The 14647-nt window shown below is 42.5% G+C and carries 20 protein-coding genes; 15 read left to right on the plus strand and 5 right to left on the minus strand.

Annotated features, from left to right (window positions below; genetic code table 11):
- The first annotated feature begins 30 nt into the window (after positions 1-30).
- The 8 genes from EIZ39_RS05255 to EIZ39_RS05290 all read left to right on the plus strand — a co-directional run bounded on the left by EIZ39_RS05255 (position 31) and on the right by EIZ39_RS05290 (position 6750).
- Complete coding sequence (locus EIZ39_RS05255) at positions 31-222, plus strand: Flp family type IVb pilin (RefSeq protein ID WP_129198197.1); 192 nt, start codon at positions 31-33, stop codon at positions 220-222.
- A gap of 171 nt (positions 223-393) precedes the next feature.
- Positions 394-774: a TadE/TadG family type IV pilus assembly protein gene (locus tag EIZ39_RS05260; RefSeq protein WP_164984910.1), complete on the plus strand. Its 381-nt coding sequence runs from the start codon at positions 394-396 to the stop codon at positions 772-774.
- A gap of 1 nt (position 775) precedes the next feature.
- Positions 776-1687, plus strand: a complete 912-nt coding sequence (locus EIZ39_RS05265) for a pilus assembly protein TadG-related protein (protein ID WP_129198201.1) — start codon at positions 776-778, stop codon at positions 1685-1687.
- Positions 1688-1711: 24 nt separating this feature from the next.
- Positions 1712-2278, plus strand: coding sequence for a Flp pilus assembly protein CpaB (gene cpaB / locus EIZ39_RS05270; protein WP_129198203.1), 567 nt, complete (start codon positions 1712-1714; stop codon positions 2276-2278).
- A 1-nt stretch (position 2279) separates the two neighbouring features.
- Positions 2280-3479 carry a CpaE/TadZ family protein gene (locus tag EIZ39_RS05275; RefSeq protein ID WP_129198205.1) on the plus strand — a complete coding sequence of 400 codons (1200 nt, stop codon included), beginning with the start codon at positions 2280-2282 and terminating at the stop codon, positions 3477-3479.
- Positions 3480-3491: 12 nt separating this feature from the next.
- Entirely contained in the window at positions 3492-4847 is a 1356-nt protein-coding gene (locus tag EIZ39_RS05280) for a TadA family conjugal transfer-associated ATPase (protein WP_129198206.1), read from the plus strand.
- Entirely contained in the window at positions 4844-5821 is a 978-nt protein-coding gene (locus tag EIZ39_RS05285; RefSeq protein ID WP_164984911.1) for a type II secretion system F family protein, read from the plus strand. Before EIZ39_RS05280 ends, EIZ39_RS05285 begins: the two co-directional genes overlap by 4 nt.
- A gap of 2 nt (positions 5822-5823) precedes the next feature.
- Positions 5824-6750: a type II secretion system F family protein gene (locus EIZ39_RS05290; protein ID WP_129198210.1), complete on the plus strand. Its 927-nt coding sequence runs from the start codon at positions 5824-5826 to the stop codon at positions 6748-6750.
- Positions 6751-6870: 120 nt separating this feature from the next.
- Here EIZ39_RS05290 and ubiE read toward each other — a convergent pair whose 3' ends face one another.
- From ubiE to EIZ39_RS05305, 3 genes are all read right to left on the minus strand, one after another.
- Complete coding sequence (gene ubiE, locus EIZ39_RS05295; RefSeq protein WP_129198212.1) at positions 6871-7590, minus strand: bifunctional demethylmenaquinone methyltransferase/2-methoxy-6-polyprenyl-1,4-benzoquinol methylase UbiE; 720 nt, start codon at positions 7588-7590, stop codon at positions 6871-6873.
- Between the two features lie 126 nt (positions 7591-7716).
- Complete coding sequence (locus EIZ39_RS05300; RefSeq protein ID WP_129198214.1) at positions 7717-8148, minus strand: protein-tyrosine phosphatase family protein; 432 nt, start codon at positions 8146-8148, stop codon at positions 7717-7719.
- A 169-nt stretch (positions 8149-8317) separates the two neighbouring features.
- The gene (locus EIZ39_RS05305) at positions 8318-9349 is read right to left on the minus strand and encodes an ABC transporter substrate-binding protein (protein WP_129198216.1); all 1032 of its coding nucleotides are present in this window, start codon (positions 9347-9349) and stop codon (positions 8318-8320) included.
- A 203-nt stretch (positions 9350-9552) separates the two neighbouring features.
- Between EIZ39_RS05305 and EIZ39_RS05310 the strand changes: the two genes are divergently transcribed.
- From EIZ39_RS05310 to EIZ39_RS05325, 5 genes are all read left to right on the plus strand, one after another.
- Positions 9553-10221 carry a Crp/Fnr family transcriptional regulator gene (locus tag EIZ39_RS05310; RefSeq protein ID WP_164984912.1) on the plus strand — a complete coding sequence of 223 codons (669 nt, stop codon included), beginning with the start codon at positions 9553-9555 and terminating at the stop codon, positions 10219-10221.
- 107 nt (positions 10222-10328) lie between these two features.
- Complete coding sequence (locus EIZ39_RS26430; protein ID WP_164984913.1) at positions 10329-10499, plus strand: hypothetical protein; 171 nt, start codon at positions 10329-10331, stop codon at positions 10497-10499.
- Positions 10500-10623: 124 nt separating this feature from the next.
- On the plus strand, positions 10624-11304 hold the full coding sequence (locus EIZ39_RS05315) for a TerC family protein (RefSeq protein WP_129198220.1): 681 nt from the start codon (positions 10624-10626) through the stop codon (positions 11302-11304).
- A gap of 90 nt (positions 11305-11394) precedes the next feature.
- The gene (locus EIZ39_RS05320; RefSeq protein ID WP_129198222.1) at positions 11395-12504 is read left to right on the plus strand and encodes an MGDG synthase family glycosyltransferase; all 1110 of its coding nucleotides are present in this window, start codon (positions 11395-11397) and stop codon (positions 12502-12504) included.
- Positions 12505-12591: 87 nt separating this feature from the next.
- Entirely contained in the window at positions 12592-12786 is a 195-nt protein-coding gene (locus EIZ39_RS05325; protein WP_129198224.1) for an alpha/beta-type small acid-soluble spore protein, read from the plus strand.
- An 82-nt stretch (positions 12787-12868) separates the two neighbouring features.
- On the opposite strand, the gene EIZ39_RS27490 is transcribed toward EIZ39_RS05325, so the two are convergent.
- Positions 12869-13000: a hypothetical protein gene (locus EIZ39_RS27490; RefSeq protein WP_255433869.1), complete on the minus strand. Its 132-nt coding sequence runs from the start codon at positions 12998-13000 to the stop codon at positions 12869-12871.
- 120 nt (positions 13001-13120) lie between these two features.
- Between EIZ39_RS27490 and EIZ39_RS05330 the strand changes: the two genes are divergently transcribed.
- Complete coding sequence (locus EIZ39_RS05330) at positions 13121-13798, plus strand: DUF2953 domain-containing protein (protein WP_129198226.1); 678 nt, start codon at positions 13121-13123, stop codon at positions 13796-13798.
- Complete coding sequence (gene ytfJ, locus EIZ39_RS05335) at positions 13771-14211, plus strand: GerW family sporulation protein (protein WP_129198228.1); 441 nt, start codon at positions 13771-13773, stop codon at positions 14209-14211. The genes EIZ39_RS05330 and ytfJ overlap by 28 nt, the downstream gene beginning before the upstream one ends.
- Positions 14212-14251: 40 nt before the next feature.
- Here the strand turns inward: ytfJ and EIZ39_RS05340 are convergent, their stop codons facing one another.
- Positions 14252-14563: a hypothetical protein gene (locus EIZ39_RS05340; protein WP_129198230.1), complete on the minus strand. Its 312-nt coding sequence runs from the start codon at positions 14561-14563 to the stop codon at positions 14252-14254.
- Positions 14564-14647 lie beyond the last annotated feature (84 nt).

Raw genomic sequence — 14647 nt, forward strand, 5'->3', positions numbered from 1 at the left:
TGTTCCACAACAATTAGAGGAGGAGACATTATGTTGAAACATCTAACACGTTTGTTCAAAGAGGAAAAAGGTCAGGGTATGACGGAGTATGCGTTAATTTTGGGGGTTATTGTTGGGATACTAGCTTTAATTACTGCTAGTCCATTAGGTACGGCTATAACTGACGCATTCGCTAACATTGCAGGACAAGTTAGCCCGACAACAACAACACCAACACCATAAAAAACTATTTTTAATTATTGCAACCACCCCGCCCCCGCGGGGTTCTCTTCTATCATCAAGGAGTCGATGTCTTATGACCGACCTAATCATAATCATTGCACTGGTCATTTCAGTGTGGAAGGATATCAAAGAACGACGCATACCTGCTGTGTACGCCTGGGGTGTAAGGTAATGCGATCCAATAAGGGGCAGTCTACTGTGGAGTTGGCATTATGCTTACCGATCTTGCTTATTCTCCTTATTGGCATCCTTGATTTTGGACTCGTTCTTCATACCAATTTAATGCTTGATCATGCGGGACGTGAAGCTGCACGGGCCGCAAGCGTGGGAAAGACGGATGCAGAAGTTAGCCAGATGATCCTTAGTGGAACTCCCGGTTTACAGTCATCTAAACTTTCTTTTTCCGTTACACCAGCTCAAGCAAACCGAACACGTGGAGTATACGCTACAGTGACGATATCCTATCCTATTGATTTTATTTCACCCATAACTAAAACGGTTTTTCAAAGTCCCTATACGATCACAACGAAAACAGTGATGAGGGTGGAATAACATGATGAACTTACTGCGTTCAGAAAAAGGTACGGTTGTCATCATCGTGGCGATGGTGATGACGTTATTATTAGGCATGACTGCATTAGTGTTAGATATAGGCGTGATTTATCTTGAAAAATCAAGACTTCAAAAGGCTGTCGATTCCGCTGTTTTAGCTGGAGCGATGGATTATCCCAGTAGACCGGATCTGGGCCAGCGTGCTGCAGAACATGTTGCTCAAGGAAATGGGGTAGAAGCGTCTGACTTAACCTTAACTTTTGACCGTACTGACATGTCCCTAGCAGGAGGATCGTCGAAAGAAGTGCTTGCAACTTTTTCGAAGGTATTAGGTTTTTCGGACAACACGATCCATGCTACAGCCAAAATTAAGTTCGGTCCAATCGGTGCAGGGGTGGGGGCCATCCCCCTTGGAGTTAATGCGGGGACCCCTTTAACCTTTGGACAGCAGGCCAAGTTAAAAGTGGGAACAGCAGATACAGGAAACTTTGGCGCTCTAGCGCTTACAGGTTCAGGAGCTAGTAACTACGAGAGAGATTTACAGCAAGGGTTTGACGGAGAGCTTAGCGTTTATGATGTTCTGAACACGGAGACTGGACAGATTGCCAATCCTACCAAACGAGCCATTGAGCATCGGATCTCCTCTTGTCCTTATCCAGGGGCTACTTACACGGATTATCCAGTGAATTGTCCAAGAATAGGGCTTATCCCTGTTTATCAGCCTGTGGTAACGCAGCAAAACCAAATTAAACAGGTTCGTGTGGTTGGTTTTGCCTTCTTTTTTATTGAATCGGTTAGTGATAACAATCAAGGGGCGGAAGTAGTCGGTCGATTTATAGAAAAGACGATATCTGGTCCAATAGTCTCAGCGGGTTCATCCTATGGGGCCTATGGATACAAATTGGTAGAGTAAACTAGAGCATCAGGAGAGAGACGGATGAAAACAAAAACCATTTGGATATGGGCTGTAATCTTTGGGATGTTGGCTTCAGGAAGTCTGTATCTCCTTCTATTGCCGCCTGCACCTACCGAGACAATGACACCTGTGGTAGAAGCCCCACAAGGAGAAGAACTTCCTGTGGCCGAGCCGGAAGCAAAGATTAATACTTCCTTAGAAGTAGAAATTCAACCTGGCAAGCGTGCCGTCTCGATAAGTGTAGATGAGGTAAAAGGAGTATCCGGCTTTCTCGTTCCTGGTAGTATGGTTGATGTAATCCTTGTGACTCCGCCAAACAAAGAGGCACTTTCTAAAGCATTCCTCCTTCTAGAGAACGTGAAGGTCTTGAGAGCTGGGAACGCCGTAGCGTGGAGTGTTCACAAGGAGCAAGTGAAGGAGTATCAAACGGTTACGCTGGAAGTCTCCCCTGAAGAAGGTGTTTCCCTAGGATTAGCTACCCAAACCGGATTAGCTCTTCATCTTATGCTCCGCCATCCTGAGGACTCATCAACGGCTGCACCGATTCTCCAAAAATTTGAAGAGCTAGTGGAAGGGGAGAGAAAATAAGATGAGTTTAAAATGGTTTGGCTTATCAGAACATCCATCTCTACTCCCTTCTGTTTCCTCTGTTGTAAGACATATGGGGGATACCTTACAGTGGTATTCGAACGTCGACTCCCTTTCCACAGCTATTTCTCCTTCGGAGGAAACCATACTCTTCCTCCACGAGGGAGCTCACTATGATATTTATGAAGTATGCAAGCAGCTTTCCATCTATCATCCCCTATTATTTATTATTCTCCTTGTTCCGAAAGATAAATTAGATCTGAAACGCGCCATGAAAGCAGGGGCAACAGATTCCATAGGGTTACCTGTGCAAGAAATGGAATTGGTTACTGCCGTTCAGGAAGCGAAGTATCGTCTTCAATTGAAGAAGTCCTCGCAAGCTCCTTATCCTCTACATGAGAAAAAGTTAGGGAGAGTCATGACGATTTGTGGTACGAAGGGCGGAGTTGGGAAAACAACGATAGCGGTTAATCTCGCGGTGGCTTTTGCGAAATATAACTTAAAGGTAGCTGTCGTCGATGCTGACCTTCAGTTTGGTGATATTGCTATTATGTTTGATGAGCAGCCTAAGCGGACGAGCTACGAATTAGTCAAAGAACAGAACGACAAATGGGAAGAGAGTATTGATAAGTATATGACTCATCACCACTCAGGGGTACACCTGCTAGCTGCTCCTATCCGACCAGAGTTCGCGGAAGTGATTACGGGTGATCATATGAAACAAACCATTGAAGCTCTTCAATCCGTCTACGATATCGTGATTATAGATACTCCGCCTTCCCTTCTCGAAACAGGACTTGTTGCTCTCGAAAGCTCAACGGAGATCCTCCTTGTTACTTCCATGGAGCTGCCTACATTAAAGAATACAAAGCTATGTATGCAAACCTTGGAATCATTAGGATTGAAAGATCGAGTGAAAGTGATTTTAAATCGAGATACGAAAGTGAAGGGATTAAGGTTAGATACAGTAGAGCAGGTTTTAGGAGAACCTATTTATCTACGCATTCCAAGCAGTGGGAATGTGGTTGTTCCCTCTGTTAATCAAGGTATTCCTTTTGTCCTTTCTCATCCTCGGTTAGAGATTTCTAGGAGTTTCTTCTCTTTGGCTGCTCAATTGCAAGGTGTGAAATTAAGAGAAAAGGCTCCAAGTTCATCTGTTTTTGCAAAATGGTTCAAGAAAATACCTTCAAGAAAAAAATAGGGAGGAGAACCTATGTCACTTCTCAAAAGGATTAATGAACAGCATAGTAAAAAAGACATCTATCCTCTACAACCTAGCAATGGACCTGTTGTTTCTATAAGGGAGATACCCAAAGAGCCTGATCAGAAAGTGAAACTAAGAACCTATATTGTAGAAGAATTGAAGAAGCATCCGAATGCTCCAGAAGAAGAATTAACGGTTCTTATCTCAAAATTAGCAGAGACTTTTTTAGAGAAGAGCGAGCCCCTAATTTTTGAAGAAAAACAAAAACTGATCAATACGATTATCCACGAACTTACGGGCTATGGACCCATTACCCCCCTATTATCTGACCCAGATATTTCTGAGATCATGGTAAATGGAGCTTATCAAATCTATGTAGAGAAAAAAGGTAGACTAGTTAAAAGCGAAGCCTTTTTTCGAGATCAGGAGCATGTGCTGCAAGTCATTGAAAAAATTGTTTCTCCGCTGGGGAGACGAATCGATGAAAATTCACCAATGGTGGATGCTCGGCTACCTGATGGATCAAGGGTGAATGCCATTATCCCTCCCCTCGCCTTGAACGGCCCTACGATTACCATCAGGAAGTTTTCTCAGAAGCCTTTAGAAATTAATGACTTAATCCGATTTGGAACCTTAAGTAAAGAAATGGCAGATTTTCTAGATGCATGCGTGAAAGCGCGGTTAAATATTTTTATCAGTGGGGGTACAGGATCAGGAAAAACAAGTACTCTTAATGTCTTATCTTCTTTTATTCCTGAAGATGAAAGAATTATTACGATTGAAGACGCAGCGGAGTTAAAACTTTCTCAAGAGCATGTGGTATCCCTCGAAACTCGTCCAGCCAATATCGAGGGGAAAGGTGCCATATCCATGCGTGACTTGGTGCGCAATGCCCTTAGGATGAGACCGGAAAGAGTGGTGATCGGGGAGGTTCGGGGAGCCGAGGCGCTTGATATGTTGCAAGCCATGAACACGGGACATGATGGTTCTCTAGCAACGGGTCACTCTAACTCTCCGCGAGATATGTTGTCTCGTCTCGAAACGATGGTTCTTATGGGTGGGGTGGAATTGCCGGTAAAGGCGATTCGGGAACAAATGGCAGGCGCCATAGATCTGATTATTCAACAATCTAGATTAAAAGACGGCAGTAGGAAGATTACCCATATTACCGAGGTTCTTGGACTTGAAGGGGAAACGATTGTTCTTCAAGATTTGTTTGTTTTTAAACAAACAGGCATGTCTCAGGAGAATAAGGTACAAGGAAAATTTACAGCTACAGGTATACGTCCTTATTGCGCAGAAAAATTGGAAGAGCTAGGGATTGCTCTTCCATCAGAATGGTTTCGCGAGGGGTGGTCTTCATGATCTTTATACTATTCACCATCTTCTTTGTATCCATTACGGTGCTTTTCGCTGCAATTGGTTTACTTATTCGTAAGAGACGTCTCTGGGTGGTGGATCGGTTAGAGAAATTTCTACCTTATTCCTCTACCATGATCGTAACAGATGAACCGAAAAAGGAGGGCATGCCAAAGCAAAAAATAGGAGCCCAGATCCTTTCTGTGATGAGTAAAATGATAGAGGGCAGGTCATTCGTTCTCCGCTTTGAGCGTGAGCTTGAGCAATCAGGAGTCCCTCTAAAGGCAGAGGAATTCGTCATCGTAAAAGTAGTTTCGGGAATCGGGTTTTCTTCTCTCATTGCTCTAGGACTAGAATGGGGAGGATGGATTGCTCTCCTGATGTTATGGGTTGGCTACATGATCCCGAATATCGAGTTGAAGAGAAGAAAAGAAAAAAGACTACAGCGCTGCTTAACCCAATTGCCACCGGCTTTAGGTTCAATGGCTACTTCCCTTCGTGCAGGTTTTAGCTTTATGCAAGCCTTACAAATGATCTCTAAGGAAATACCTGATCCTTTAGGACCTGAATTTGCCCGAACTCTAAGAGAAATCAATTTTGGAGTTTCAGTGGATGACGCATTGAAAAGACTAACGGAGCGGCTACCCAACCCAGATTTGGAGATGGTCCTCATGGCTATGTTAATTCAACGTTCCACAGGAGGAAATCTAGCTGAGATTTTGGAGTCCATACAAGAAACGATTCAGGAACGGGTAAGGATGAAGGAAGAATCGAGGACATTAACTGCACAAGGGCGGGCTTCAGCGTGGGTAATTACGATACTGCCTATTGCGTTGGCTGTCTTTTTGTATGGAACGAATCATGACTATTTTACACCCATGCTAACACACCCGATTGGTTGGGGATTTATTTTGTATGGCTTAGTATCAGGAGCAATTGGATGGATCGTTATCCAAAAAATGATGAAAATTGAGGTGTAACGATGAGTAAATTCTTGTTCCTTATAGGAAGTTTTGGTTTTTTTACTCTTATTATTGCAGGTCTGCTGCACTATCTTCTTCGATCAAGGTTAAGAGTCGAACGTCGCCTGCTTCCTCTAATTGGGGTCGAGGAGCCTGCTGATTTAACGCCTGTTCAAACGGAAGAGAAGTCCCTTCGGGAAAGAGTGATCCAACCCATCTGGTTTGCATTAAGACGTACGCTTTCGGATCAGATGCCGTCAAAGGCAACCATGGCCCTTGAAAAAAGGTTGCAGGAAGCGGGAAGTCCTTTTCAGTGGACTGCTGTTGATTACCGTTTGATACAGTTCATTCTCTTTGGTGTATTGCTTGTAGGTTCCTTAGCTTTTTTTACTTACACGAATGACTCGATGGGAAAAGTAATGATCTATTCCTTTTTGACGGCTGCCTTGGGATTTTTCTATCCTTTTTTATATATCGTTGACAAAAGAAAGCAGCGCATCCTAGCTATTGAGAAGAGTTTGTCGGATTTTTTTGATATGGTGGGCGTTTCCCTTGAAGCAGGTATGGGATTAGATGGGGCACTATATAAAGTAAGTAAGAGAATGGAGGGACCGTTATCTAAAGAAATCTTGCAAGCGTTGGATGAGATGAAATTAGGGAAGTCAAGGCGGGATGCCTTCACTAGTCTTCGTGATCGAGTGCCTTCGGAACCTTTTCAAAGTGTGATGAGTGCCTTAATTCAAGCAGACCAATTCGGAATTGGCATGACCAAGGTATTACGTGCTCAAACCAGAAGGCTAAGAGAACAAAGAAGGCAAGCGGCAAGAGAAAAAGCGATGAAAGCACCCATCAAGATGATGATTCCCATGGTTCTGCTGATCTTTCCTACATTGTTTATCGTCATCTTGGGGCCCATCATCGTGCAGGTGATCACGCAGTTATTTTAAGTGGTAAGTGGTATATGTGGGGTTATAATGGCACGAGAAGTTCCCTTTTAATGAACCCGAACAAGGCGGTTTTCGATTTCTCTAAGACCGCCTGCTGGGCACACAGGAAACACGACGCCCCTATTTACGTCCCTCTACAATCGCCAATGTACCGCCCATTAAATCCTTAAACTTCGTTTCTTGAAGTCCCTTCTTGGCAAACAGGCTTGTTAGTTTCCTTGCGTCAGGAAATTCTTTAGCTGATTCGTAGAAATAGTGGTAGGCATTAGCTTTGCCTGCTCCAAACTGCCCCATGACGGGGACAATCTTTTCAAAGTAGAGCCAGTAGACTTGTTTGAAGACAGGAGCATTGGGCTTAGACATATCTAGGGATACGAGTTTTCCGCCTGGTTTAAGGACACGAACCATCTCCGAGATGGCTACCTCTATATCCGGGACGTTGCGCAGTCCCCAAGCGACGGTAACCGCATCAAACTGGTTATCTTCAAAGGGGAGACTCATGGCATTTCCTTGGATAAGAGTAATGATGTCTTTATGGGGGTGAGAGAGAATGTTCTGCTTCCCAACCTCAATCATGTTTTCTGAGAAATCAAGGCCAGTTACTCTTCCTTCTGGTCCAACCGACGTAGCAAGTTGCATGGAGAGCTTGGCTGTTCCGCAGCAAACATCAAGAATGTGATCTCCCTTGCTGGCTTCGGAGCGCGCGACAACCATACGTCGCCATCTCTCGTCCTGTCCCATACTCATCATTCGGTTTGTACGATCATAGCCTGTAGAGATCGTATTAAATAGATCTCTTACATAAGATTCTTTTTTATCTTTAGATGGAAGATAGGACATTGTTAGTCCCCCTTTCCGAAAATTCATATTGATATTATAGCCATAACTCTGTAAGTCGTCTATCTTTGTCATTTGGTGATTTAAGGATAGCCAAAATAAAAACCGGGTTTGCACCCCGGCTTATCGTTATTTGTATAGATTTTGCAAGGTCTTTTTTAAGCTTGGATGAAGAGCGGTTTGTTTACGGCTCATCTCTACAAATTCTAACGCTTCCTTCATTTTTTTGCAAATTTTAAGCTCAATGAGGACGCCAATAGCTATTGTCGCTGTTCTGCATACACCTGAAGCACAATGAATCCCAATCTTTTTATCTTGATGATAGAGCTCTGTAACGGTGCGAATCGCTTCTCTTACCAGCGCTTCCTGACCTGTAATATGGTCCTTCAAGGGGATATGTATCCACCTAGAATTCTCACTGGAAAAGGATGGACGAGTAGCTTCTTCTCGCAAATCGATGATGACGTCACATTGAGCAATGTCGACCATGTCTTGTGCATCATTCTCACTTCCAATATAAATTCTGGCAGGGATCAACGTGTTGTATTTGACACGGTCCACAAAAAATCTCTCCTTTATTCATGCGGTTAAGAGTTGGATCTAAAGATTATTACCTATTGTATAATAAAAAGTAAGGAAAGAGAGTGAACACTTTTAGACAATCTTCGCTAGGGTAAATTGTAATAATAAGAGGTTCCCTAAGGGAACCTCTACTGCGTTCTGGGACTTTTTACTCAATAACTTCATCCGCATCGTCCAACATCTTCTGAGGGAGGGTGATGCCAAAGCGTTCTGCAGCTTTTTTATTTACGAATAATTGAAGGTTCTTCTGCGTTTCAATGGCCATGTCTGCTGGTTTGGCTTCCCCATTTAGTACTCTTACTGCCATTTCCCCTGTTTGTCTACCTAACTCATAGTAGTCGATACCATAAGTGACAAGAGCCCCATTTTTAACGGATTCACCTTCACCAGCCACAACTGGAAGCTTAAGCTGCTCAGCAACCATTAACACGGTATCAAGAGCAGACACAACGGTATTATCAGTTGGCACGTAAAAAGCGTCAATTCCAGAGAATGATTCAGCGGCTTGCTTTACTTCAGAACTGTTGGTGACAGCACGCTCTACAAGCTCAAGACCTAGTTCAGGAGCCAATGCTTTCGCTTGCTCAATCTGAACAACAGAGTTCGCTTCTCCGGAATTGTAGATTACTCCGACTTTCTTTGCATCTGGCTTGATTTCTTTAATCAAGTTTAATTGTTCTTTTATTGGATTCATATCTGAGGTACCTGTTACATTAGCTCCTGGCTTGTCCATATCAGGTACAATCTTCGCTACTACTGGATCGGTTACCGCTGTGATAAGAATCGGAATATCTTTCGTTGCTTGAGCTGCAGCTTGTGCTGTTGGTGTCGCAATCGCTAGAATTAAATCTACCTTATCTCCTGAAAATTTCTGTGCAATAGAAGTCGCTGTATTCATATCTCCTTGAGCGCTCTGGAAATCGTACGTGACTTGCTCGCCTTCTTTATATCCGTTCTCGTTTAGATAATCAACAAACCCTTTACGAGCAGCATCTAGGGCAGGGTGCTCTACAATCTGCGTTACACCGATCTTCAATTGTTTAACTTCTGTGGTTTCAGCTGGTTTCTCAGGTGTTGCAGCAGGTTGGCTGGATGATCCTCCGCCTCCGCATGCACTAAGAGATAGAGCTAAAGAGAATCCTAAAACCCCCATTGCGAACTGTTTCCATTGCTTCCTCATTATAGTTTCCCCCTCTGTCTATCTTCTTTTAAATCAGTCTACGTGAAAAGTTATGAATCAATCATCTTTTTCACTTTTACACTAAAAAGCATATGTGTGATAAAGTATATATATTAAAATATCAAAAAAGTAAGACGATGACAATCCTATTTTTTTAGGGTCTGCGCGTTACAATGAAAAAATGGTAAGATGGCGTATAGGAGGTGAAGGAAATCGAAAATTCATTACAGCAAATGCTTAAAAAAATAGGGATGTTTCAGCACTGCAATGAAGATGAGTTAAGCCAACTTTCCACCCTCATGCTCCTCAAGGAAGGAAAAAAGAGGGATGTTTTGTTTTATGAAAGTGATCCCTGTGACGTAATCTATTTTATAAAAAAGGGAAGAGTTAAAGTATTTAAAACGACGGAAGATGGCCGAGAACAAATTGTTAATCTCCTAGGCAAGGGAGATATGCTCCCTCACGTAGGTTGGTATGGGGGCAGTGATTATCCTGCTACAGCGGAATTACTTGAGGATGGGGAACTTTACTTTATGTATGTCCAGCAATTTACCCAGCTCCTTGAACAACAGCCTAAGCTGACCGTAAAACTCCTTAAAGAACTAGACGTTAAAATTAGAGCCCTTCAATCTCGCCTATCGCACGTATTGAGTAAAGATATGACAGAGAAGATATGGGGTGTTCTATACGCCTTAGTAAAGGAAAAAGGAAAAAGAATCGATGAAGGTTTTCTATTAGAAATCGAATTGACGCATCAGGATATAGCCAATATGGTTGGAACTACGAGAGAAACGGCGAGTCGAATCATTAGTCAACTAAAAAAAGAGGGAAAGATGCACTTGGACCATCGTTTCCTGATGATCAAGGAGTAATGATTCGACAAAAGCTTCTTGGTATTGTCGATATTTTGCGATTTATTTGTAGGTAGAAGCCTTAGTGTTTATGCCATAATGGATAAAAGCAGCTGAGGAGGCAAACCATGGAAAGCTATCGTTTCAAGAAAAATTACATTTACTATCTTGCAATTTTTCTAACTGTCTTTACAGGCTGGATGCTTTTTTCTATCCTAGATTCTGATCAAGCTGAGAGAAATATAATTGATAAAGAAAGCCTCCGTTTACAGGTCAATTATTCCCCCTTAGAACGATAAGAGTTATTTATGTCGAAGCTACTTCTAATCTTTTTAGAGAAGTAGCTTTTTTATTTTTATTTTCATGTATGAAGGAGGGACAAGGCAAATATATATATCTTTAGCGGGAGAGGGGGATAACAAGTTGGATTGGCAGTTTATTGTAGCTTTTATCAATATTATTATTATTGATCTCGTTCTGAGTGGCGATAATGCTGTGGTAGTTGGAATGGCCAGTCGCAACTTGCCGCCAGGACAAAGGAAGAAAGCTATTCTATGGGGAACGGCGGGGGCTGTTGGCCTCAGATTGTTCTTTACGGCATTGGCCACATGGCTCTTAGGCATTCCTTATATTAAACTAATAGGTGGATTATTGCTTGTATGGATAGCGTTTAAATTGCTCCTTCAACAAGAAGAGGCCTCATCGATTCAATCTGGGAAGAATACGTGGGATGCTGTTAAAATTATCATTATTGCAGATTTTATTATGAGTCTTGACAATGTATTAGCCATTGGCGGTGCAGCAAAGGGGAGTTTTGGATTAATTGTATTCGGACTATTACTTAGTGTGCCCTTATTAATGTGGGGGAGCAGTATTGTAGCAAAATGGATGAATGAATATCCGATCTTAACGTATTTTGGATCAGGGGTACTAGCTTATACCGCCGCGACGATGGTCATGGAAGATCCATTAACCCATTCACTTCTTCAAGAATTTAATGTGCCCGGACAGCATATTCTGCTCCCTCTTACGGTTACAGGTATTGTAATCATTTTCGGTAAAATCTGGAGGGATACGATTGTCACCATCCACCGTCTAAAGTAAGAAACTAATTGCTGATGGAGAGATGTGGAAAATAGGAGGAAAAAGGGCATAATGGGTATAAATGTAATGCAAGTTTTGTGAGGTGCCCTTATGAAAATTCTTATTCTCTCTGAATCGATCGCCGGATCCGGCCATAATCGCGCCGCGGAGAATGTAGCTAAAGGTTTTAAGAGACATGTTCCTACAGCCGATATTAAAGTAGATACCTCCTTAACCCATGTAAGCCCTTTATTAGAGAAACTGTCAAATAAGCTCTACATGGGAGCTATTCGCCATGCAGCTCCAATATGGGGTTGGGCTTATCGGCGGGATAAGGAATGGAGTCTTATGGGAAAGAACGTATTGAAAAAATATATTGCAAAAAAGATGATTCCATATTTGGAAAAGGAGCGTCCAGATATCGTAGTAAGTACCCATGCCTTCTGTCTGGGTGGACTTGCTGAACTTAAGTCTTCTTATTCCTTTCGTTTAGGGGCGGCTTTAACCGACTACTGGGTGAACCCTTTCTGGATTCATGATGAAATCGACGCCTACTTTGTAGGGGCAACAAGTCTGAAAAAGAAAATGATAGCAGACTTTGGAATGGATTCAGAAAGAATTCACGTCACAGGTATTCCGATCGATCCTATTTTTGAGCAATCTAGGAAACAATTAGAGATTAGGGAACAGCACTCGGTACCTCAGCATGCTCTCTTTATTTTAGTAACAGGTGGAGGCTTAGGCTTGTTGCCTTACCGAGAGATACTGAATGGGTTATCAAGGGTAGCTTACCCCTTGTATGTGGCAGTCTTGGCAGGAACAAATCAACAGGCAAAGAAAGATTTAGAAGACTATTTAGTACATAACCCTTTCCCGCATCCAGTCATAATTATGGATTACGTGAACAATATACATGAATGGATGCAAAGTGCAGATTTGCTCATTGGGAAGCCAGGTGGACTTACTGTTTCAGAAGCCTTGGCAAGTCATTTACCTATGTTGATTTACAAGCCTATTCCTGGTCAGGAAGAACGAAATAGCCAATTCTTGCTTGCTCATGAAGTCGGAATGAGAGCAACAGGCGTGGACGAGCTTACTCATCGTGTTACGGAATTCTGTCTTGATGAAGATCGGTCTAAGCGTTGGAGAGAAAGGATACAGCCCTTTTCTAAGCCAAGTTCGGCTGTTGAGGTAGGAAAGATTATGTTAACGGTAGAATAATTACCATAAATTAGCAGTTGTTAAAGGTGAATGACTTTCATCTCTTTGTGAAACGATATGGTTACACCACAAGAGGAGGTGAATCAAATGCCAAACAACAACCAAAAGTTAGTTTCTGGTGCAGCTCAAGCTCTTGACCAAATGAAGTATGAAATTGCTCAAGAATTTGGCGTACAACTTGGACCTGAACAAACTGCTCGTGCTAACGGTTCTGTTGGTGGAGAAATCACCAAGCGTTTAGTACAATTCGCTGAGCAACAACTTAGCGGAATGCGTCAATAATGGAAAAGCTCCATTGGATCTGGAGCTTATAGTCCGGACAGGGCAACCATAGGGTTGCCCTGTCTTCTTTTTCGTATCTGGACTATCTTTCTTTAACAGCTCTCATCGCTTCTTCTGGACCTAATAAGCTGATCATCTCCATAAGCTCTTTGTTGCTTAATGCGGATTTCTTGCCTTTTTCAACGAGTTCTTGCAAACGTTTTTGATCACTCACCTATTAACACCTCCATTAGGATAGTATGTCCAAATGTAATGCAACACATTTATGGAAAAAGGTATGGAGTAAGACCAATGTATCCCGTCCATAATAAAAGCAAGAGGTGGAAAAAAAGGGATGAAATGGTTCTTACTCGTTTGGACGACATTGTGGATTATTTTTTTGTTAACCAATGTCAAGATCATTATTGAATACAAGAAGGCAAAAGAAAACGATCACATGCATCTGGAGCTCCAATTTTTGTTCGGTTTAGTGGTTTTTAAGTTCGATATTCCTGTTTTGAAACTGACTTCCTTACTTGAAGGTACTCCTGTTAAGGCTCAAACTGCCTCTGATCTTCCTGCTGCAGAAGACCAGGAGCCGCCAGTGGCTAAAGGGGGTTTTTTCCTATCTCCAAGAATGGTTCGAAAAGTGTTACAGTTTCTAAATCGTCTCAAGCTTAGAGCTCATGACTTACAGGAAGTAGCTAAATTTACTCTAAGTCGGTTTAGGTGTGAAAGATTTGAATGGTATACACGTGTAGGGGTTGGGGATGCAGCCAAGACAGGAATGGTGACCGGCATGTTCTGGGGAGTGAAAACCACGTTTATTGGTATATTCACACATTACATCTCCATGCGTACTACCCCTCGGATCAATGTGATTCCTGCTTACCATACAACCGAGGTGGATACTCGATTTCTTTGTATATTCCGATATCGTATAGGGAACTCTATTATCGCAGTCGTGCGAATCCTATTCAAATTAATCAAAGGGCGTGAAGGTATATGGCAGAACACCCTATTCAGGGCTTAATGCAGACAGCAATGGAAAATTTGAAGGAAATGGTGGATGTAAATACCATTGTGGGTGACCCTGTTGAGACTCCGGATGGAAGTGTGATTCTCCCCATTTCTAAGGTAGGTTTTGGGTTTGCGGCCGGTGGAAGTGAATTTGAATATGAAGTAGGGAAAGAACAGGGCGGAAAAGAAATGCCTTTCGGTGGTGGTAGTGGTGGAGGTGTTTCTATTACACCTGTTGCTTTTCTTGTAGTCGGAAAAAACGGAATTAAAACCATTCCCCTTGAAGGTTCAAACCATCTATATGATCGCATCATGGATATGGCTCCACAGTTCCTTGAGAAGTTCCAGTCGATGATGGGCAAAAATAAAGGTCAAGGAAGCGGAAGACTTGAAAGAGGGGCAGAAGACCCTTTTGACATTCAATAATTCAAGCAAAGAAGGGAGGCTGTATTCAGCCTCCCTTCTTCTATGAGTGATCTTGCAGCGTTAGTACATCCCGATATTCGCCAGCTTCATAACCGCTTTCCAGCAAGTGTTCAGCAAGTACGTCCCGTATTTCATCAGCTCGGGCCCGAACTTGAGGGATATCAATTTGATCAGGATCCTTTAAATCAAAATCAATGAAGCCTGTAACTCCTTTTTCATGACGCCCTTCAAACCCCACATCGGCTATTTTACTGTTGTACTCCAAGTGAGCAATCCCAGCAAAGAAAATATCTGTTTCTTCATGATTCTTGTCGAAAGACGTAATATCATATCCTCTAATTTGTATAGGCATCTAGTTAACCCTCCTTTCATCTTCCGTTAGTCTGAATCAAGAGGGCAATATTTAGTCATACAGTTGAGGGATGAGAAAAGGAGG

Origin of the sequence: Ammoniphilus sp. CFH 90114 (assembly GCF_004123195.1) — a bacterium.
Classification (GTDB): domain Bacteria; phylum Bacillota; class Bacilli; order Aneurinibacillales; family RAOX-1; genus YIM-78166.